The following is a 20,471-nucleotide window of genomic DNA, read 5'->3' as shown; positions in this document are numbered from 1 at the left end:
GCATGTTTTTTGCCCCGACGCCGCAACTGACGGACGAGGACCGCGAGCGCGGCCTGCGGCATCTTGTCGTCGAGGCCGGCTTCTCCAACGCCTGCACGGCCGTGACCAGCGGGGTGATCCTCACCGCCTTCGCCCTGCATCTGGGCGCCTCCAACACCACGATCGGGCTGCTGGCTGCGATCACCTTCTGGACCCAGCTGCTGCAGGCGCCGGGCGTGCTGCTGGTCGAGCACCTGCGCACCCGCAAGCGGATCGCCATCCTGGCCAGTCTGGTCAGCCGCTGCGCCCTGGCCGGCATGGCGGTGCTGGCCGTCGCGCCCAGCAAGGGCGGCGCGACCCTGGCGATGCTGGTGGTCCTGCAGGTCTTCTATTGCGGCGTCGCCACGTTCGGCGGCTGCGCCTGGAACGCCTGGGTGCGTGATCTGGCGCCCGAGACGCGGCTGGGCCAGGTCTTCGCCCGACGCACGATCAACGCCACGGTCGTCGCCCTGATCGCCAGCCTGGCCGCCGCCTTCGCCCTGGACCGCGCGCCGGAGGGCTCGACCTGGCGGCCGCTGGCGTTCGGCGGGCTGTATCTGTTCGGCTTCGTGATGGGTCTGCTCAGCTGCCGGGAGCTGGCCCTGACGCCCGAGCCGCGCATGCCCGCCCCGGCCGAGCGGGTGAAGCTGCTGCCACTGCTGAAGGCGCCGCTGAAGGACCAGAATTTCCGGCGGCTGATCATGTTTCTGGCCAGCTGGCAGTTCGCCGTGAACCTGGCGACGCCGTTCTTCACGGTGTTCTTCGTCAGGCAGCTGGGCCTGGACATCACCTTCGTCGTCATCCTGGGCGTGGTCAGCCAGGCGACGAACGTGTTGGCCCTGCGCAGTTGGGGCCTGCTGTCGGACCGTTTCGCCAACAAGTCGGTGCTGGCCGTGGCCGCGCCGCTGTTCATCCTGTGCATCGCCGCCATGGTCGGCGCCTCGCAGATCCAGGAGAAGGTCTGGGTCATGGCTTATCTCGTCGGGCTGCACGCCTTGATGGGTTTGGCGACGGCGGGTGTGACCCTGTCGTCGGGCAATATCGCCATGAAGCTGTCGCCACGGGGCTCGGCCACCGCCTATATCGCCGCCAACGCCCTGATCAGCTCGGCCGCCGCCGGTCTGGCCCCGGTGCTGGGCGGGGTGTTCGCCGACTTCTTCGCCGCCCGCCGCCTGGAGATCCTGCTGCGCTGGACCAGTCCTGGCGACGTGCTGACCCTGATGCCGCTGCGGGTGTCGAACTGGGACTTCTACTTCCTGATCGCCTTCGTGCTGGGCCTCTATGCCCTGCACCGGCTGTCGCTGGTCACCGAGGCCGGCGAGGTCGACAGCAAGGCCATGGTCGGCGAGGTCATCGCCCAGGCTCGTCGCGACGTGCGCAACCTGTCGCCGATCGCGGGGCTGAAGTTCCTTTCCGATGTCCCAGCTGCCCTGCTGCGCGACGCCCGCGTCCAGCGCCGTCTGGGCCGGGCCCGCGAGAGCCAGGCCGAGCGCGACGCCGAGAAGACCCGGCGCGGCGGCAAGCGGCGCGCGCGGAAGGCGTCCTGAACGACATAGGGCGCGCCTGTTCTTGGCGCGCCCTAGCATCGTCTTTGCCTTCGGGGGCCGATGGCTCCGCCCGAAGAGGGCCGTCCGCTAGAAAGAAGACGGTCTGGAAGCCCGGCCGGGGCCGGGGGTGAAGCCACCATCTCACGGAACGTGGTTTTGTCAATGATTGTGCATTCGCACGCAGACTGACGGTCAGCCCTGGGTCCTGGTCAGCGGCGACGCGGTCGGCGCCTCCAGCGGCGCGACGGCGGCGTAATGGGCGATCAGCGGGTCGGCGGCGGCCTGGGCCAGCGCCCAGTCGCGGAAGGCGGCGATCTTGCGCACCCGCGCCCGGTCGCTGGGATAGGCCAGCCAATAGCCGCCGGTGTAACGGGCCACCACGTCGAACGGCATGACCAGCCGCCCCTCAGCCAGCTCGCGCGCGAAGAAGATCGGCGACCCCAGCGCCGCGCCGTGACTGGCCAGGGCGCTGGCTACTTCCAGCGCCTGGGCGTCGGAGGCCAGCTGCGGCGGCGTCTGTTGCGGCCTGGCGGTGACGCCGGCGGCCTGGAACCACTCGTCCCATTCGCGGGCGATGCCGATGCGCGAGACCTCCAGCAGGTCCTCGGGCTTCGAGAGGCCGCCGATCCGGGCCAGGAACTCGGGCGAGACCAGCGGCGTCTGCACGGCGGGGATCAGGAAATGCGCGGTCATGCCGGGCCAGTTCCCGTGGCCGCCGCGCAGGGCCATGTCGATCCCCTCGCGGGCTAGGTCGATGACGCGGCTGGAGGCCTCCAGCCGCACGGCCAGGCGCGGATGGGCGATCTGGAAACCGCCAAGGCGCGGCGCCAGCCATTGGCCGCCCAGGCTCTGGACCGTGGTGATCGACAGCACGCCCTCCTCGGTCTCGACGAGGTTGGAAACCGCCGCGCGCAACAGGGACATCGCTTCGGTCGCTGCGCGGGACAGGCGCTCGCCGGCCGGGGTCAGGGTCACTTCGCGCGGCAGGCGGTTGAACAGCGGCTGGCCCAGACGCTGCTCCAGGGCCTTCACCTGAAAACTGACCGCGGCCTGGGTTACGCCCAACGCGTCGGCCGCGCGGGTGAAGCTCTTTAGACGAGCAGCCGCCTCGAACACGCGAATGGCGCTGAGCGGCAGGCGGGCAAGGATGTCGGACATAAGTAATGTTTATGCATAGCCAAGGAGGCTCAGTTTGTCACCGCGCCGCGTAACGCCGATTTCCTGGGGCTTGCCAGCCAGGAAAGACGGCGATGATGGACGAAGCGCTCAAGACCCATAAGGACGTTAGCTTTGGCTGGGTGCTGGCGCTGCAGCAGCTTTGGGCGCTCTTGCGCGCGCCGGCCAAGCCCGGTCGACGCTATCTGGTGCTGCGCTAGCCTTGCTCTTCACGCAACCAGCCAAAGAAAAAGGCCCCGGCGTTTCCGCCGGGGCCTCGTTCATTTCGCAGCTCGAAGAGCTTAGCCTTCCGACGAGGTCGCCTGAGCAGCGGCCTTCGGAGCGCCCGAGCGCTCGGCGATGCGGGCCGACTTACCGCGACGGTCGCGCAGGTAGTACAGCTTGGCGCGACGGACGACGCCGCGACGCTTGACTTCGATGCTTTCGATGCTCGGCGAGAGCAGCGGGAACAGACGTTCCACGCCTTCGCCGAACGAGATCTTGCGGACCGTGAAGCTCTCGTGGACGCCCGTGCCGGCGCGGGCGATGCAGACGCCTTCGTAGGCCTGAACGCGCTCGCGCTCGCCTTCCTTGATCTTCACGTTGACGCGCAGGGTGTCGCCGGGACGGAAGTCCGGGATCGCGCGGACGGCCAGCAGACGGGCCGATTCTTCTTGCTCGAGCTGAGCGATGATGTTGATCGCCATGATCATTTCTCCTTGGGCTTACCCGTTTTCGGGTCGCCTTTTGCCTGTTGATTGGCGAGGTGGGCTTCCCAGAGATCCGGGCGCCGCTCGCGGGTCGTCTCTTCACGCATACTGCGCCGCCACTGGTCGATCTTCTTGTGATCGCCCGACAGCAGCACCTCGGGGATATCCTGTCCTTCGAATGTCCGCGGTCGCGTGTACTGCGGATGCTCCAGGAGGCCGTCCTCGAAGCTTTCTTCCAGCGTGCTCTCGATATTCCCCAGCACACCCGGGGCCAATCGAACGCACGCCTCGATCACGACCATCGCCGCCGCCTCGCCACCGGCGAGAACCGCGTCTCCGACCGAAATCTCCTCGAACCCGCGGGCGTCGAGCACCCGCTGATCCACCCCCTCGAAGCGGCCGCACAGCACCACGATGCCGGGCGCCTTGGACCACTCTCTTACGCGCGCCTGGGTCAGGGGCCTGCCCCGGGCGCTCATGTACAAAAGCGGCCGCCCATCGGCCTCCAGGCTATCCAGCGCAGAGGCGATGACGTCCGCTTTGAGCACGGCTCCCGCGCCGCCACCCGCAGGGGTGTCGTCGAGGAAGCCGCGCTTATCCTTGGAAAAGGCCCGAATGTCCAGCGTTTCCAAGCGCCACAGGTCCTGTTCCTTCCAGGCGGTGCCGATCATCGACACGCCGAGCGGGCCGGGAAAGGCGTCTGGGAACATGGTCAGGACGGTGGCGGTGAACGGCATCAGCGCTCTTTAGCCGCAGGCGCGCCCAGAGTCGAAGGGGGCTTCGTGCAACAGCGTTTTCGGCTTGTTCACCCCTCTTGCGGCAAGGTTTGCATGAAAATCCTCGTCCGGACTGCCGCCATGTCGACCCCGACCCGCCTCATCCGTCGCCTCGGCGACTTCCTGGACCGCCTGCGGGGCGATCAGCGCGGCGCGATCGCGGTGCAGTTCGCCCTCATGGCCATCCCGCTGGCCGTGATGGTCTTCGCCTTGGTCGACCTCGGCCGGATCAGTCTGCAGCGGCGACAGATGCAGGACGCCCTGGATGCGGCCACCCTGATGGCGGCGCGCTCGACCGCGACCACCGACGCCGATCTCGACAAGGTGGGCGATGCGGCCTTCGTGGCCGAGATCGCCGGCCTGAACCTGGGCCTGACCGGCAGCGACTCCACCTTCAAGGCCGGGGCCGACAACCACATCCTGGGTTCGGTCAGCACGACCCTGAAGCCGGTCATCGCCAACCTATGGACCAACAAGGACTTCACGGTGAACGCCACGGCCGACGTGGTGCGTTCGTCGAAGGATCTCGAGGTCGCCGTGGTGCTCGATATCACCGGCTCGATGGATGGCTCCCGGATCACCGACCTGAAGACCGGCGCCTCGGACCTCGTGGACATCATCGTCAAGGACGTCCAGACGCCGTTCTATTCCAAGGTCGCCATCGTTCCCTATTCGAACAGCGTCAATGTCGACACCTATGCCGACGCCGTGCGGGGGGCCGTCCCCGTGCGGACGATCACCGGCGCGGTGTGGGCGGCCGGCTCGGCCCGTACAATCTCGGCGATCTCCAAGGCCAACCTGGCCGAGGTTACGACGTCAGCAGCCCATGGGCTGATGGCTGGCGATCCCATCTACATCAACGGGGTCAAGGGGATGACCGACATCTCCAACGGCGTCTACACCGTGGCGGCGGTGACCTCGACCACGAAGTTCACGCTCAGCGGCGTGAACTCCAAGAACTACAGCAACTATACCGCCAACAGCGCGACGGTGACGGAGTGCGTGGCGTCGACCTGCGATGTCGTCCTCACCACCAGTGGCGCGCATGGGTTCACGAGCGGTGACCTGATCGCCTATGCCGGCATGCAAGGCATGACCCAGCTGAACGGCGCGACTCGGCCGATCATCCAGCTGACGTCGACGACGTTCGACTCCGGATATCTTGGCTTCGGGACCTCGACCTACAGCTCCGGCGGCACGGCGACCTGCGACACCAGCTCCAATCCCGGCTGCGCCAATTACGCCTTCACTAACGCCTCGGGCGGTAGTCGAACCTTGCCTTTGAGCAACTGCGTAAGCGAACGCATCGGCGACGAGGCCTATACCGATGCGGCGCCTAGCAGCGCGCTGGTCGGCCGCGCCTATCTCGCCACCGGCAACCCCTGTCCGTCGGCCACGATCATGCCGCTGTCGACGGACCGTACGGCGCTGAAGTCCAAGATCAACTCGCTGACCATCGGCGGCTCGACGGCCGGCCAGATCGGTCTGGCCTGGGGCTGGTACATGGTGTCGCCGAACTTCAGCTATCTGTGGCCCAACGCCGTGCAGAAGCCTGCGGCCTACAAGACCAAGGACCTGATGAAGGTCGTGGTGCTGATGACCGACGGCGCGTTCAATACGCCCTACTGCAATGGCGTCATCGCCAAGAACGCCGGCAGCGGCAGCGGCTCCAACAGCGACCACATCAACTGCAACGCCAGCAATGGGGACCCCTTCGCCCAGGCCCGCGCGCTGTGCAAGGAGATGAAGGACGCCAAGTACGATCTGCGGGTCTACACGGTGGGGTTCGACGTGGACGACAGCAACGCCATCAGCATGCTGAAGTACTGCGCCAGCAAGGACGAGTACTCCTTCTTCCCGGCCACCGGCTCGGAGCTGAAGACGGCCTTCAAGTCGATCGCTCAGGAGATCTCGGCCCTGCGCATCGCCAAATAGGGGCAGGCTGCAAATGAAAAGGGCGGCGGCCGGGAAGCCGTCGCCCTTTTTTGTTTCCCGATCAGGCTGGGCCCTAGGCCAGCTTGATCTCGCGCAGGCGCTGCTGGAGGAATTCGTCGGCCGTGATCGACTCCGGATAGCGGTCCGGGTTCTCGGGCGTGACGCAGTTGGGCAGCGTCTTGATCTCGTAGTCCGACGCGAAGTGCAGGAAGAACGGCGTCGAGTAGCGCGGGATGTGGCGACGCTCGGGCGGCGGGTTCTGCACGCGGTGGATGGTCGAGGGCAGGACGTGGTTGGTCAGGCGCTCCAGCATGTCGCCGATGTTGATGACGATGCAGCCCGGAGGCGGGTTGATCGGCAGCCACTCGCCGTTGCGGTCCTGCAGCTCCAGCCCGCCTTCTTCAGCGCCCATCAACAGGGTGATGGTGTTGATGTCGCCGTGAGCCCCGGCGCGCACGCCGGTGGCGTCCAGGGGGATCGGGGGATAGTGCAGCAGGCGCAGCACCGAGTTGCCGTTCTCGACGGTCGGCTTGAAGAAGTCGCGGTCCAGCTTCAGGTAGGTGGCGATCGCCTCCAGCACCTTGCCGCCCATGGTGTCGAGCGCGTTGTAGAACCAGCTGACATTATGCTTGAAGGCCGGAATCTCGGCCGGCCAGACATTGTCGGCCATGGTGGCGCGGAAGCGGTGGCCGGGCGGCAGGTCGCGGCCCATGTGCCAGAATTCCTTCAGGTCATGGTGGGTGGCGCCCTTGGCGGTCTCGACCCCGAACGGGATGTAGCCGCGCGCGCCGCCCTTGATCCCGGCGTACTGCTTCTTGGTGTCCTCCGGCAGAGCAAAGAAGGCCTTGGCGGAATCCACGGCCGCGTCGATGCGGGCCTGATCCAGGTCATAGTCCGACAGCACCGCGAAGCCGTAGCGTTCGAACGAGGCGCCCAGCTCCTGGGCGAAGCGCGGGAAGTCCTTGGCGTAGAGTGAGAAGGAGACCGGATCGATGGCGGAATTGGACACGTCGGCGGGCCTTGGATCTGCCAGAGCATTTTCCGATCCTCTTGGATCGGAAAATGCTCCAGATGTTTGATTTTAGAGCCCTTTTTATCCGCTTGATCGTTCCGATCAGAGCGGAAGGGCTCTACGTTTGAATAGGTAAGTTCCCTCTTACTACACCGGGCGCTTGGCGAAACGAAGGCTGTTCGTCACCGTGCGGGCGTGGTTCTGGAACTTGACCATAGGTCGGGCGTTTGCCCGATTGACCTTGATTTACAGCAAACAGTCCAGGGGTGCGAGAATGCGCAAGATTGCTTTGACCGCGGTTCTGATCGGCGCGGGGGCCATGGCCGCCTGCTCTACGACCGATCCCTATACCGGCATGCCGGTCCGCAACAACACGGGCACGGGCGTGCTGGCCGGCGCGGCGGGCGGCGCGCTGCTGGGCTATCTGACCAACACCAACAAGGGCGAGCAAGGCCGCAAGAACGCGCTGATCGGCGCAGGCATCGGCGCGCTCGCGGGCGGCGCCGTCGGCAATTACATGGACCGCCAGCAGGCCGACCTGCGTCGCAGCCTGGAAACCTCGGGCGTCATGATCCGCCGCAACGGCGACCAGATCGTGCTGGTCATGCCCAGCGACGTGACGTTCGGCGTCGACCGCTCCGACGTGCAGCCGCAGTTCACCCGCGTTCTGGACGACGTGGCGCGCACTCTGAACGCCTATCCGCAGACCACGATCGACGTCGTCGGCCACGCCGACAGCAGCGGCGCCGCCGACTACAACCAGGCCCTGTCGGAGCGTCGCGCGGGCTCGGTGGCGGGCTATCTCACCGGTCCTGGCCGCGTGCTGCAGGACCGCGTCTTCGTGGCCGGCATGGGCATCCGCCAGCCGATCGCCGACAACGCCACCGCCGCCGGTCGCGCCCAGAACCGCCGGGTCGAGATCATCCTGCGTCCGCTCACCTAAGGGCTCTTGGGGGCGCGGAATCGTCGCGCCCTTGATCCAAACGGTTGCTTTTCCCTCGCGCCGTCGCCAATTCGTCATCCCTAAGGTGCGGGCGGCGCGGCGTGAGGTCGAAGTGAACAAGTTGGCGAGCGAAGGCGTCAGTCTGACCAAGCAGGCCTTTGCCGTGTCAGGCGACCTGATGCGGCCGAACCCGGCCATCTACTGGACGGACCTGGCAGTCTCGTCGGTCCTGGCCTGGGGCGGCCTGGCCGTGGCGGCCACGACCTCCAGCCTGGCGATCGGCCTGATCGCCGGCGTGGTCAGCATCCTGGCGCTGTATCGCGCGCTGGTCTTCATCCACGAACTGACCCACATGCGCGACGACGAGGTTCCGGGCTTCCGCATCGCCTGGAACGTGCTGGTCGGCGTGCCGCTGATGACGCCGTCGCTGATGTACGAGGGCGTGCACAACGTCCACCACGTCAAGGACCGTTACGGCACGGCGCTGGACCCGGAATACATGCCGCTGTCGCGCTTCACGCCGCTGTCGCTGGCCGGCTTCCTGTTCGTCGCCCTGCTGGCGCCGCTGGGCGCTCTGATCCGTTCGGCGATCCTGACGCCGCTGTCGTTCCTGATTCCGTCGCTGCGCCGCTACGTGAAGACGCGGCTGTCGGCCATGATCATCAATCCCGCCTTCGTTCGCGAGGACATGAACAAGGTCCGTACGGCCTGGCTGGTCCAGGACATCGCCTGCTGGCTGTGGTCGTGGACGATGCTGGGCGCGCTGTTTGCTGGCGTGCTGCCGGTGCGGGTCTTCCTGATCGGCTTCGCGATCTTCGCCCTGGCCACCTTCGTCAACCAGGCTCGCACCCTGGCCGCCCACCTGTGGGACAACGAGGGTGACAAGATGACCCTGGAAGAGCAGTTCCTCGACTCGGTCAACGTGCCGCCGCCCAACCTGGCCTCGGAACTGTGGGCCCCGGTCGGCCTGCGCTACCACGCCCTGCACCACCTGCTTCCGCGCCTGCCCTATCACAACCTGGGCAAGGCTCACGCGCGCCTGGCCGAGGCTCTGGGCCCGGACTCTCTGTACCATCATGCGTCGCAGAAGGGGCTGTTCGAGGCCCTGGCGGGACTGTTCCGCCGCGCCGGCCGCAAGCCTCAAGCTGTTCTCTGATCTCAAAAGAGAACGACGCGGACGTGGTGGCGTCCGCGCCGTAGGCAGTTGCGGTCGTTTCGCGCGGTGGTCCGACTCCGTCCCGATTTAACCCCCACCGAGGACGGGCGGATCTCACTGCGGGGCGCTTGGTCGTCGCAAAGGGAATGACGCGTCGACCTCGTCGCCTGCCCGTTCGCGTACGGCCCGACCGTAGGCGGAGCAACGGGTTGAGCCGGGTTTGAGACGCCCGGTCATGAATCTGAGACGCCGCGCGCGCACCATCACAAGACATTGACGTCACCGGCCTTTGAGGGTCTGGCTGGTCTTTCGCGTATCGTTGGTCCGAGTTCATCCTGATGCCGTCGTCAGACTCGACGCTTCCCCAGTTCGAAGCCGGCACCCGCCTGACCCCCGGTCGCCTGGGCGCCGAGGCCTATGCCGAGGCCATCGATCCGGTCTTCGACACCCGCCTGAGGGACGCCGGCGAACAGGGGCCGGACCTCTGGATCGACAGCTTCAACATCGGACCGATGGTGCTGGGCCAGGCCCACATGAGCGAGGCCACGTTCACCTATGGTCGCGACGCCCGGAAGGTCGCGGCGACCGGGCTTGAGCTGGTGCTGGTTCAGATCATCGTCGGCGGGGTGGATCACCGGCGCACGGAGAGCGACGAGATGATCGCCCGTCCCGGCGACGTCTGCCTGCTCGACCTGACTCGGACCTTCGAGTCCAACACCGCCGACTGCACCAACATCAACCTGGCCCTGCCGCGCGACGCCTTCGACGCCCGCGACATCGATCTGGATCCGCTGCACGGCCTGGTCCTGCGTCGCGAGACCGCCGGCGCCCAGCTGCTGCGCGCCCATGCCGAGAGCCTGATGCGCATCGCGCCGAATCTTCACCCTGACGAGGCCTATGGCGTCGGCAGGGCCACTACCGATCTGCTGGCCGGCCTGACCCTGGGTCATCGCGGCGAGGCGGCGAGCCGCGCGGCGGCCGAGACCCAGCGCGCCCGCATGCGGCGGTTCATCGACGCCAATTTGCACGACCCCGGCCTGGACGCCGAACTACTGTGCCGCAAGTTCGGGGTCTCGCGGGCGTCGCTCTATCGCCTGTTCGCGCCGCTGGGCGGGGTCAGCGAGCACATCCGCAATCGTCGCCTGCGCCGGGTGTTCGACGCTCTGTCCGATCCGGGCCAGCCCCACGCCATGGCCCAGGTGGCTGAGCGCTATGGCTTCACGGTGTGGTCCAGCTTCAGCCGGGCGTTCAAGGCTCGCTTCGACATGACGCCGGGCGAGGCGCGTAGCCTGGGCGGAGCCGCCGCGGCGCGCGCCAATGGCCTCCAGGCCGCCTCGGGCGCGCTGCCGGACTGGCTGCGCGCCCTCGACGCCGCCTAGGTCGCGGCCTTTTCTTCGCCCAGGATGACCGAGGCGTCCGAGGCTTTACGCGGTTTGAACAGCGGGCCGGGGACCGGGGCGTTGCCGTGCAGCAGGCCCACGCCAGCATAGATGCCGCCGGTCATTTCCAGTTCGAAGCGCTCGGCGTCGCGGGCGCGGATGTCCTCGCTGGTCTCGGCCACTTCCTCGTCGTTCAGGCCCATCAGGCGCAGGGACTCGGCGCCGAACACCATGGCCGACTCGAAGGTCTCGCGGATCTGGTAGTCGACCTCGGCCTTGATCAGATCGAGAGCGTGGCCGCGGTCATAGGCGCGGACCATCAGCTTGGCCTGCGGGAACTCTGCCTTGGCCAGCTCGACGATGCGGTTGGCGGCGGCGACGTCCTCGATGCAGACGGCGATCAGCTTGACCTTGCCGGCTCCGGCCGCGTGCAGGATGTCGGGGCGCGAGCCGTCGCCATAATAGACCTTGAAACCGAACGGGGCGGCGTTGGTCACGCGCTTGGTGTCCAGGTCCAGGATGCTGACGTCGACGCCGCGCGCCAGCAGCGATTGGCAGACCACTTGGCCAAAGCGGCCGAAGCCGATGACCAGAACGCTGCCCGACAGGCCGTCCGGCGTCTCGACCTCGTCCAGGGCCAGCGGATCGTCCGGGGTGATGCGGCGCACGGCCATGACCACGAACGGCGTCAGGATCATCGACATGATGACGGCGGCGGTCAGCAGGGCGTTGTCCCGTGCGCCGATCACGCCGGCCTGGGCGGCCGCGCCATAGAGCACGAAGGCGAACTCGCCGCCCTGGGCGAACAGGGCCGCGCGGTTGGCCGACTCGTTGTTGCAGGCCTTGAATAGGCGGGCGACGACGTAGATGCCGGCCGCCTTGATCGCCATCAGACCGATGACGATCAGGGCCAGGAACTGCCACTGGCTGGCGACGACGCTGAGGTCCAGCGACATGCCGACGGCGATGAAGAACAGACCCAGCAGCAGGCCGCGGAACGGCTCGACGTCGGCCTCCAGCTGGTGGCGATAGGCCGAGCCCGACAGCAGCACGCCGGCCAGGAAGGCGCCCATGGCCATCGACAGACCCGACAGGTCCATCAGCCAGGCCGCGCCCAGCACCACGGCCAGCGCCGCGGCGGTCATCACTTCGCGGGCCTTGGCGGCCGACAGCAGGCGGAACAGCGGATTGAGCAGCCAGCGGCCGGCCACGAACAGGCCGACCAGCGCGCCGAAGGCGATCAGCATGTCCAGCGCCCAAGAACCGCCCGTGCCGCCGCGCGGCGACAGCAGGGTCACCACGCCCAGCAGCGGCACGATGGCCAGGTCTTCCAGCAGCAGGATCGAGATGGCGCGCTGACCGCGGGGCAGGGCGGCCTCGCCGCGCTCTTCCAGCATCTGCATGATCACGGCGGTCGATGAGAGCACGAAGCCCATCGCGCCGATGAAGGCCACCGGCCAGGACAGGCCCGCGAAATGGGCGGCGACGGTCATGGCCGCGCCACAGCCCAGCACCTGGGCCGCGCCCAAGCCGAAGATGTCGCGGCGCATGCCCCACAGCCGGGCCGGACGCATCTCCAGTCCGATGATGAACAGGAACATGATCACGCCGAGCTCGGCGATGTGCAGAATGGTCTGAGGTTCGTCCAGCACCTGCAGGCAGAACGGGCCGATGATCACCCCGGCCAGCAGGTAACCGAGGATCGAGCCAAAGCCGAGGCGCTTGAAGATCGGACCGGCGACCACGCCCGCGCCCAGCACCGCGACGACCTGGGCCAGATTGACGCCGTGTTCCGCTGCTTCACCCGCCATCCGTCATCCCCCTGTCCGATTCCTCGGGTCTTTTGGCATCGTCGCGCGGCGCGGTCGATCCTTGATAGGACAAGGCTTACGCGCATAGTGCGACAGCGGGTGGCGTCACGGCATTATTCATCAAGTCTTGAATTTTTCCGCCGGTTAGGCGAGATCGAGACTCTGGCGGAGGAACCATGGTAGACAAGATCAAGAACGACGCCGTCGAGGCGCTGGCCGGCCTGCTCAAGGACGGCATGACCATCATGGCCGGGGGCTTTGGCCTCTGCGGCATCCCGGAGAACCTGATCGCGGCGATCCGCGAGACCGGGGTCAAGGACCTGACGGTGGTCTCCAACAACTGCGGCGTCGACGGCTTCGGCCTCGGCATCCTGCTGGAAGCCCGGCAGATCAAGAAGATGATCTCGTCCTACGTGGGCGAGAACAAGCTGTTCGAGCAGCTGTATCTGTCCGGCGAGCTGGAGCTGGAGTTCAATCCGCAGGGCACCCTGGCCGAGCGCATCCGGGCCGGCGGCGCGGGCATCCCGGCCTTCTTCACGCGCACCGGCTACGGCACGCTGGTGGCCGAGGGCAAGGAAACCCGCGAGTTCGACGGCGAGATGTACGTGATGGAGCGCGGCCTGACCGCCGACCTCGCCATCGTCAAGGCCTGGAAGGGCGACGCCGAGGGCAACCTGATCTACCGAAAGACGGCGCGGAACTTCAATCCGATGATGGCCACGGCCGGCAAGGCCACCGTCGTCGAGGTCGAGGAACTGGTCGAGATCGGCGCCCTGGACAAGGACGCCATCCATACCCCCGGCATCTATGTCGACCGCATCATCAAGGGCGCCAAGTTCGAGAAGCGCATCGAGCGCGTGACCACGCGCCAGAAGGAGACCGCGTAATGGCCTGGACCCGCGACGAGATGGCGGCCCGTGCCGCCAAGGAGCTGCAGGACGGCTTCTACGTGAACCTCGGCATCGGCATTCCGACCCTGGTGGCCAACTACATCCCCGAGGGCATGCACGTGACGCTGCAGAGCGAGAACGGCATGCTGGGCATGGGTCCCTTCCCCTATGAGGGCGAGGAGGACGCCGACCTGATCAACGCCGGCAAGCAAACGATCACCGAGCTCGACAGCAGTTCGTATTTCTCGTCCGCCGACAGCTTCGCGATGATCCGCGGCGGCCACATTGCTCTGTCGATCCTGGGCGGCATGCAGGTCTCGGAAAGCGGCGACCTGGCCAACTGGATGGTGCCCGGCAAGATGGTCAAGGGCATGGGCGGGGCCATGGACCTGGTCGCTGGCGTCAAGCGCGTGGTGGTCGTGATGGACCACTGCGAGAAGTCGGGCGCGCCCAAGCTTCTGAAGCAATGCTCGCTGCCGCTGACCGGCGCCGGCGTGGTCGATCTGCTGATCACCGAGCTGGGCGTCTTCGAGATCAATCGCGGCAAGACGCCGGTGAAGCTGATCGAGCTGGCCCCGGGCGTCACCTCAGACGAGGTGAAGTCCAAGACTGAAGCCGCGTTCGAAGTCGCGGTCTAGTCTCGAACTAGCCAGTAAGGGTGCTCCAGGGTGAGCGCCACGTATCTCGCCGTCGCCTTGCCATAGGCGGCGGCGATTGCGTTCAGGGCGGCAGCCGGATCGCCCGAGCGCGGCTCGACGGTCCGCGCCGCACGCGGCGGCCGCGTTGGCGCGATGACCTCAAGCCCATGCCGGGAGACCGCGTTGGCGCTGGCGAAGGCCTCCGAGCGGTTGGTGCGCGACCAGGCGTCCAGGGCGGTGGCGAAGGCCAGGTCGTCAAAGCCGTCTTCGATCCGCACCGCCACCTTCTCGCCGCGCCAGGCGTTGGCCCAGCCCGTCAGGCCGCTGAACACGGCGTCCATCCCGACCCGGAAAGCCGCGCCGTCGTGGGCCTGGGCCGGCAAGGGAACGGACAGGCGTCGGGCGGTGGCGCGCATCACCTCCTCGCCCGCCAGGTCGCGCAGCAAAGCCAGACTGGCGGGGATCGAAGCCGTCACCCCGGCCGTGGTGGTGATCGCGCCGTCCGTGACCCAGCGCTGATCGCGCCGCCAGCGGACGTTCGGATAGGCTTTGCCGAGCCGGCCGAGCTCGAACCAGTGGGTGGTGGCCGCGCGACCGTCCAGCAGGCCGGCGCGGGCCAGGGTTTCGGCCCCGGCGCAGATGGCCACGATCCGCACGCCGCGCTTGGCCCGTTCGCGCAGCCAAGCGTCGCGGGCCGGGTCATAGGCGGGCATCATGAACGGTACGACCACCACATCCGGTTCGCGCGGCAGTTCGGCATAGGTCGCCTGCGGACGGATCCAGGCCAAGCCTGGCATCAGGCGGACGGGCGCCAGGCTCGCCGCGACGATCCGCACCTCGACTGCGCCCGACTCCGCCAGCACCGCATAAGGCGCGATCAGGTCGGTGGTCTCGGTTCCGCGCGCGTCGGCCAGGATCACGACCAGCGGCCGGGCCTGGGCCGGCAGGGCGATCAGGCAGAGAAAAAGGGCAAGCAGGCGCAGCATCGAAACCTCCCGAAAAACGCGGGGAAGTCTTGCTGTCGGGATCGCCTTTGAAAGGACGACGATCCCTCGAAAGCCGCCAGTTAGTCCGGCTTGCGCACGGGACGTGGCGGCAAGCCCGTCACCGGATCGCGGGGCAGGGGCGCGAAGCCCTCGGCGATGAACAGGTCGATGCGACGGCTGCGCTTCTTGTCCAGGCGCACGCGGGCGATCTGCAGCGCCGAGGTCTTCTTGAAGTCCTGCTCGATCTCGGGGCGGTAGCCGCCTTCCAGGCTGACGATCAGGGCGCGGCGGCCATGCGGACCATCCAGCGGGGCGGTGGTCTCGGCCTGGTTCTGGGGGTGGGCTTCGTGCACCCACATGCGCAGAGGGGGCGCGCCGGGCTGGCCGAAATAGTCGCGGCCGTAATAGGCGGCGGCGTTGTAGACGAAGCGGTCATCCATCGCGACGGCGCTGACCCCGCCGCGCAGGGCCTCCTCCTCGCGCGAGCGCTCGATGATCGCCTGGACGGTCTGGTCCCATCCGCGCACGCGCTTGAAGCCGTTCGACAGGCCGGTGGCGTCGGCGATCCGCGGGCTGACCATGCAGGCCACGAAGAACAGGGCGAACAGGCCCTGGACGGCTAGGCCGCCGATCAGCCAGCGGCGGGCGTTCCAGCGCAGCAGCCAGCCCGCGGCGAGGACCGAGCCGGCCACGAAGGCCGCGCCGGCCCAGTTGGCGTTGGCGCGCGAGACGAAGGCCTCGCCTGCAACGATGATCAGCGGCGGGGCGCAGAAGCACAGCAGCAGCAGGTCGGGCGATTCCAGGCGCTTCTTCACGCAGAGCCAGACCGACCCGCCCAGCAGCACGGCGAAGGGCAGGGGGCCGAAGACCCCGAACTGCGAACCGATGAACTCGATCAGCTCACGGAAATTGAACAGGCTGCTGGCGCCCCAGTTGGCGTTGGAGGCGGTGTGCTTGACGGTCGAGAACTGGTGGGCGGCGTTCCAGGCGAAGTTGGGGGCCAGGATCAGCACGAAGCCGACCAGGAACAGTACGATGGCGGCCAGGCACCAGCGATGGCGCGCCTCCCGCGAGATCAGGGCGTGCAGGACGATGCTGCCCAGGGCGTAGATCGCGGCGTACTTCGACAGGAACGCCAGGCCCAGGGCCGCGCCCATGCCGATGGCGATGAAATAGCGGCGAGGCGCGGTTTCCGTGGCCAGGGCGACATAGCCCCAGATCGTCAGCGACAGGAAGAACAGCAGGGGCGCGTCGGTGGCCATCAGGCCCGAGGACAGCACCACCCCCGGCATCAGGCTGTAGATCGCCGCGGCGACCAGGCCCGCCCAGCCGCCATAGAGCTTGCGGGCGATCCGATGGATGACCAGGGCCGCTGCGCCGTGCAGCAGTGGGGCGGAAAGTCGCACCCAGGCCTCGGCGTCACCCCCGATTTGAGTAGTGGCCCAGATCAGCCAGGCGATCATCGGGGGCTTGGAGAAGTAACCGAAAGCCAGTTCCCGCGACCACAGCCAGTACTGCGCCTCGTCGGGGTAAAGCTCCAAAGGCGTTACAAACAAGGCCGCGAGACGCACGATTGTCAGTGCGCCGATCATGATCAGCGTGAACCGCCAGGCGCGGTCAGCGATCGAGCCCGACGGGGGCGTCGGCGGAGAATCGGGTGCAAGAGCCATGGCGACCGTTTAACCCAAGTAAGAAAAATCTGACCAATTGTTCCGCAGATTCCGGGCTTTATGACAGTTTCTGGGCCAGCGTGGCGTTTCCGTCACCAAACCTTCTAAAACCGGCGGTAAAGAGCCCTCAATAAGGCCGCTGGGCATAGTTAAGCCTGCGTCGAGGCCGAAACGAGGGGATACTCACCTATGATCTCGAAGAAACTCCTGGCGTCGACCGCCTTGGTCGGCTGCCTGGCTGCCGCCAGCGGCGCCTTTGCTCAGTCCACGGCGTCGACCGAACTCGATAGCGTCGTCGTCACCGCCGCGACCGGTCCGAAGACCGTCGGCGGCATGCTGAACGCCGAAACCGTGGCCAAGAGCCGCGCGACGGTGTCGAAGGAATTCCTGGACACCCAGGTTCCCGGTCAGACCGTCATCCAGTCGCTGAGCGTGCTGGTCCCGGGCCTGAACTTCACCAACAACGATCCCTACGGCTCGAGCGGCGGTAACATCCGTCTGCACGGCTTCGACGGCAACCGCGTCGCCCTGACCTTCGACGGCATGCCGCTGAACGACACCGGCAACTACGCCAGCTACACCAACCAGCTGCCCGACTCGGAAATCATCGCGAGCGCCACGGTCAACACCGGCGCCACCGACGTCGACAGCCCGACCGCCGCCAGCAGCGGCGGCACCATCGGCCTGGCGACCATCACGCCTTCGAAGCAAGCCAGCGCCTGGGCCCAGGCCAGCGTCGGCAGCTTCAACTACCGCCGCTTCGTGGGCTTCGCCGAGACCGGCGAAATCGGCCCGTGGGGCACCCGCATGTGGGTCGAAGGTTCGTACCAGAAGTACGACAAGTGGAAGGGCCAGGGCGAAATCTACAAGCGCCAGGTCAACGCCAAGATCTACCAGCCGCTGGGCGACAACGGCGACTTCCTCAGCCTGGCCGCTCACTACAACGTGAACCGCAACAACGCCTATCAAGGCCCGAACCTGCGCACCGCCACCGGCAGCCTGCCGAACCAGGTGGACGAGTCGGGCTGGAAGGTCGACTTCAACGACACCTATCAGCCGATCACCTCGGTCCCGGCGACCGGCGGCGCGACGGGTGACGTCGACACCGATCCGGCGGCCAACTCGAACTACTACGGCATCCGCATCAACCCGTCGAATACCGGCAACCTGCGCGGCCAGTCGCGCTTCACGCTGGGTCACGGCTTCACGCTGACCGCCGACCCCTTCTTCCAGTACACGCTGGCCAACGGCGGCTCGCAGAACACTCTGCTGTCGGAAACCAGCCCGCAACTGCGCGGCTCGTCGACCACCGGCGGCGTCGACCTGAACAAGGACGGCGACCTGAACGACACCGTGCGGGTCATGAGCCCGAGCAACACGAACACGCGTCGTTACGGCGTGCTGTCGTCGCTGATCTGGAAGATGAACGACGATCACGCCCTGCGCGTCGGCTACTCGCTGGACCGCGGTCGTCACCGTCAGACGGGTGAATACAGCTACATCGACTTCTCGGGCTCGGAAGGCCCGCGCTACGAGTCGAACTTCGGTGGCAAGGACGGCCACGGCACGAAGATCATGACCGTCGACGGCAAGAGCTTCATGCGCGCTCGTGACCGTTATTCGATCGCTATCCTGAACCAGGTCAGCGCCGAATATCGCGGCAAGTTCATGGAAGATAAGCTGAACGTCAGCATCGGCGTCCGCGCGCCCTTCTTCAAGCGCGAGCTGAACCAGTTCTGCTACTCGCAGAACGGCTCGAGCTCGGTGCGCTGCACCACCGAGACCCCGAACGCCACCCTGGCCAACGGCAATGTGACCTTCGCGGCCACCGGCGCCACGCAGTTCATCGCGCCTTACGCCAAGACGGTGAAGTTCGACGACGTCCTGCCGAACGTTGGCGCGATGTATCGCGTCGGCGACAACAGCCAAGTCTACGGCAGCTTCGCCCAGTCGACCTCGCTGCCGCGTACGGACAGCCTGTACGCCGTGCGTCGTCTGGCCGACGGTTCGATCGGCAACCCGAGCGTCCAACCGGAAACCTCGGACACGTTCGACTTCGGCTATCGCTATCAGTCGAGCCAGCTGCTGGTGACCCTGAGCGCCTGGAACACCAAGTTCCAGAACCGCATCGTGCAGTCGTATGACCCGGAACTGGACCTGAACGTCGACCGCAACGTCGGTGAAGTGAAGCAGTGGGGCGTCGACGCCTCGGCCGGCTTCAACCCGACCGACTACCTGGCGGCCTACTTCTCGGTCTCGTACAACGACAGCGAAGTGCAGGACAACATCGTCCTCAGCCCGACGACCTCGGCCCCGACCAAGGGCAAGGAACTGGTCGAAACCCCGCACTGGACGTTCTCGAACCGTCTGGAGTGGGAAATCGTTCAGAACCTGAAGTTCGGCGTTCAGACCAAGTACACCAGCTCGCGCTGGGTCTCTGACGTCAACGACCAGAAGGTCGGCGGCTACGTCGTCACCGACCTGGACCTGCGTTACTCGCTGGCCGGCATGGGCTACGAGAACGTCAGCATCCAGGGCAACGTCACGAACCTGTTCGACAAGCGCTACTACGGCAACCTCGGCACCAACACGACCACGACCCCGGGCCAACCGGGCTACGGTCGCTCGTTCGCCAGCGTCGGTGCGCCGCGTACGTTCATCCTGACCCTGCGCGCCGGCTTCTAAGCCGACCTCAGGTCCGACTAAGAGAAGGGCGGCCCCTCCGGGCCGCCCTTTTTCTTTGTCATCTGCGTTTGCTAGAGAAGGAGCCGCTTGACCCCGGCCCTTTGAGGGGCCATCTGCGCCCCCTTCGTTTTTCACCCCCATCAGGCTTTCGACCATGACCGTGACCGTTCCCGCCGAATGGGCTCCGCACCGCGCCATGTGGGTGGGTTTCCCCAGCCATCCCGACGTCTGGCAGGACGATCTGGAGCAGGCCCAGCAGGAAGTCGCCGATCTGGCCCGCGCCCTGGCCGGCCCGGGTGGCGAGCGCGTGCGCCTGATGGTGGTCGGTGACGAGGCCGAGGCCGCCGCCCGCGCCCTGTTGAGCGACACCGAGGTCGAGATCGTCCGCGGCACGTTCGGCGACATCTGGCTGCGCGACACCGGTCCGATCTTCGTCGACGACAACGGCGCGGCCGTCGCGGCCGGCTTCCTGTTCAACGGCTGGGGCGGCAAGTACGAGATGGAGGGCGACGACATCGTCGCCGAGCAGATCGCCGCAGCCTCGGGCGCGCCGCTGGTCCGCAACAACTTCATCCTGGAAGGCGGCTCGCTGGATCACGACGGCCTGGGCACCATCCTGACCACCGGTCAGTGCCTGCTGAACGAGAACCGCAACACCGGCTGGGACGAGGCCTCGGCCACGTCCGCGCTCGCCGAGGCCCTGGGCGCCAAGAAGGTGCTGTGGCTGGGCGATGGCCTGCTGAACGACCACACCGACGGCCACGTCGACAACCTGGCCCGCTTCGTCGCGCCGGGCGTGGTGGCCTGCCCGATGGCCTATGGCGCCGACGATCCGAATACGGACGTCTATGCCGAGACCGCCAAGCTGCTGGCCAGCCTGACCGACAGCCGGGGCTCCCCGCTGCAGGTCGCCCGCATCCCGTCGCCGGGCCGGATCCTCAATGCCGATGGCGATGTGATCCCCGCCTCGCACATGAATTTCCTGATCGCCAACGAGGCGATCCTGGTGCCGATCTACGCCGAGGAGTCGGGCGCCTTCGCCGTCGAGGTGATCAAGGGCCTGTTCCCCGAGCGCCAGGTCATCGGCCTGCCGTCCACCGCCATCCTGACCGGCGGCGGTTCGTTCCACTGCATCTCGCAACAAGAACCCGAGTAGGAGG

17 protein-coding genes are annotated in these 20,471 nt (G+C 66.9%); 10 read left to right on the top strand and 7 right to left on the bottom strand.

Annotated features, from left to right (window positions below):
* Nucleotides 1–2: 2 nt before the first annotated feature.
* Nucleotides 3–1,565 (top strand): MFS transporter, encoded by a 1,563-nt coding sequence (locus tag E1H18_RS08515; RefSeq protein ID WP_172266196.1) that lies wholly within the window; start codon nucleotides 3–5, stop codon nucleotides 1,563–1,565.
* A 192-nt stretch (nucleotides 1,566–1,757) separates the two neighbouring features.
* On the opposite strand, the gene E1H18_RS08510 is transcribed toward E1H18_RS08515, so the two are convergent.
* Nucleotides 1,758–2,723 (bottom strand): LysR substrate-binding domain-containing protein, encoded by a 966-nt coding sequence (locus tag E1H18_RS08510; protein WP_172266193.1) that lies wholly within the window; start codon nucleotides 2,721–2,723, stop codon nucleotides 1,758–1,760.
* 92 nt (nucleotides 2,724–2,815) lie between these two features.
* Between E1H18_RS08510 and E1H18_RS27105 the strand changes: the two genes are divergently transcribed.
* Nucleotides 2,816–2,941 carry a hypothetical protein gene (locus E1H18_RS27105; protein WP_255500921.1) on the top strand — a complete coding sequence of 42 codons (126 nt, stop codon included), beginning with the start codon at nucleotides 2,816–2,818 and terminating at the stop codon, nucleotides 2,939–2,941.
* Between the two features lie 81 nt (nucleotides 2,942–3,022).
* On the opposite strand, the gene rplS is transcribed toward E1H18_RS27105, so the two are convergent.
* A complete protein-coding gene (gene rplS / locus E1H18_RS08505) occupies nucleotides 3,023–3,427 on the bottom strand; it encodes a 50S ribosomal protein L19 (RefSeq protein ID WP_194247940.1) in 405 nt (134 codons plus the stop codon).
* Between the two features lie 2 nt (nucleotides 3,428–3,429).
* Nucleotides 3,430–4,167 carry a tRNA (guanosine(37)-N1)-methyltransferase TrmD gene (gene trmD, locus E1H18_RS08500; RefSeq protein ID WP_172266190.1) on the bottom strand — a complete coding sequence of 246 codons (738 nt, stop codon included), beginning with the start codon at nucleotides 4,165–4,167 and terminating at the stop codon, nucleotides 3,430–3,432.
* A 93-nt stretch (nucleotides 4,168–4,260) separates the two neighbouring features.
* On the opposite strand from trmD, the gene E1H18_RS08495 reads away from it, so the two are divergent.
* Complete coding sequence (locus tag E1H18_RS08495; protein WP_241735960.1) at nucleotides 4,261–6,141, top strand: TadE/TadG family type IV pilus assembly protein; 1,881 nt, start codon at nucleotides 4,261–4,263, stop codon at nucleotides 6,139–6,141.
* Nucleotides 6,142–6,214: 73 nt separating this feature from the next.
* Here the strand turns inward: E1H18_RS08495 and E1H18_RS08490 are convergent, their stop codons facing one another.
* A complete protein-coding gene (locus E1H18_RS08490) occupies nucleotides 6,215–7,150 on the bottom strand; it encodes an isopenicillin N synthase family oxygenase (protein ID WP_172266187.1) in 936 nt (311 codons plus the stop codon).
* 277 nt (nucleotides 7,151–7,427) lie between these two features.
* Here E1H18_RS08490 and E1H18_RS08485 point away from each other — a divergent pair, with 277 nt between their 5' ends.
* The 3 genes from E1H18_RS08485 (at nucleotide 7,428) to E1H18_RS08475 (ending at nucleotide 10,631) form a co-directional block, all read left to right on the top strand.
* Nucleotides 7,428–8,096: an OmpA family protein gene (locus E1H18_RS08485; protein ID WP_172266184.1), complete on the top strand. Its 669-nt coding sequence runs from the start codon at nucleotides 7,428–7,430 to the stop codon at nucleotides 8,094–8,096.
* 112 nt (nucleotides 8,097–8,208) lie between these two features.
* A complete protein-coding gene (locus E1H18_RS08480) occupies nucleotides 8,209–9,252 on the top strand; it encodes a fatty acid desaturase (protein ID WP_172266181.1) in 1,044 nt (347 codons plus the stop codon).
* Between the two features lie 338 nt (nucleotides 9,253–9,590).
* Nucleotides 9,591–10,631 (top strand): helix-turn-helix domain-containing protein, encoded by a 1,041-nt coding sequence (locus E1H18_RS08475; RefSeq protein WP_172266178.1) that lies wholly within the window; start codon nucleotides 9,591–9,593, stop codon nucleotides 10,629–10,631.
* On the opposite strand, the gene E1H18_RS08470 is transcribed toward E1H18_RS08475, so the two are convergent.
* Nucleotides 10,628–12,442 carry a monovalent cation:proton antiporter-2 (CPA2) family protein gene (locus E1H18_RS08470; RefSeq protein WP_172266175.1) on the bottom strand — a complete coding sequence of 605 codons (1,815 nt, stop codon included), beginning with the start codon at nucleotides 12,440–12,442 and terminating at the stop codon, nucleotides 10,628–10,630. The genes E1H18_RS08475 and E1H18_RS08470 overlap by 4 nt on opposite strands.
* 176 nt (nucleotides 12,443–12,618) lie before the next feature.
* On the opposite strand from E1H18_RS08470, the gene E1H18_RS08465 reads away from it, so the two are divergent.
* Together E1H18_RS08465 and E1H18_RS08460 are read left to right on the top strand one after the other, a co-directional pair.
* Nucleotides 12,619–13,329: a CoA transferase subunit A gene (locus tag E1H18_RS08465; RefSeq protein WP_172266172.1), complete on the top strand. Its 711-nt coding sequence runs from the start codon at nucleotides 12,619–12,621 to the stop codon at nucleotides 13,327–13,329.
* Nucleotides 13,329–13,970: a 3-oxoacid CoA-transferase subunit B gene (locus E1H18_RS08460; protein WP_172266169.1), complete on the top strand. Its 642-nt coding sequence runs from the start codon at nucleotides 13,329–13,331 to the stop codon at nucleotides 13,968–13,970. Before E1H18_RS08465 ends, E1H18_RS08460 begins: the two co-directional genes overlap by 1 nt.
* On the opposite strand, the gene E1H18_RS08455 is transcribed toward E1H18_RS08460, so the two are convergent.
* Both E1H18_RS08455 and E1H18_RS08450 read right to left on the bottom strand, forming a co-directional pair.
* Nucleotides 13,967–14,956 (bottom strand): DJ-1/PfpI family protein, encoded by a 990-nt coding sequence (locus tag E1H18_RS08455; protein ID WP_172266166.1) that lies wholly within the window; start codon nucleotides 14,954–14,956, stop codon nucleotides 13,967–13,969. The two genes, E1H18_RS08460 and E1H18_RS08455, sit on opposite strands and share 4 nt — an antisense overlap.
* An 80-nt stretch (nucleotides 14,957–15,036) precedes the next feature.
* Nucleotides 15,037–16,626 (bottom strand): glycosyltransferase family 39 protein, encoded by a 1,590-nt coding sequence (locus E1H18_RS08450; RefSeq protein ID WP_172266163.1) that lies wholly within the window; start codon nucleotides 16,624–16,626, stop codon nucleotides 15,037–15,039.
* Between the two features lie 189 nt (nucleotides 16,627–16,815).
* Here E1H18_RS08450 and E1H18_RS08445 point away from each other — a divergent pair, with 189 nt between their 5' ends.
* Together E1H18_RS08445 and E1H18_RS08440 are read left to right on the top strand one after the other, a co-directional pair.
* On the top strand, nucleotides 16,816–19,311 hold the full coding sequence (locus E1H18_RS08445; RefSeq protein WP_172266159.1) for a TonB-dependent receptor: 2,496 nt from the start codon (nucleotides 16,816–16,818) through the stop codon (nucleotides 19,309–19,311).
* Between the two features lie 154 nt (nucleotides 19,312–19,465).
* Entirely contained in the window at nucleotides 19,466–20,467 is a 1,002-nt protein-coding gene (locus tag E1H18_RS08440) for an agmatine deiminase family protein (RefSeq protein WP_172266156.1), read from the top strand.
* Nucleotides 20,468–20,471: the final 4 nt, after the last annotated feature.

It is taken from the genome of Caulobacter sp. RHG1 (assembly GCF_013181195.1).
In the GTDB taxonomy this organism is placed as follows: domain Bacteria; phylum Pseudomonadota; class Alphaproteobacteria; order Caulobacterales; family Caulobacteraceae; genus Caulobacter.
This window is presented reverse-complemented; position numbering and strand designations above follow the sequence as displayed.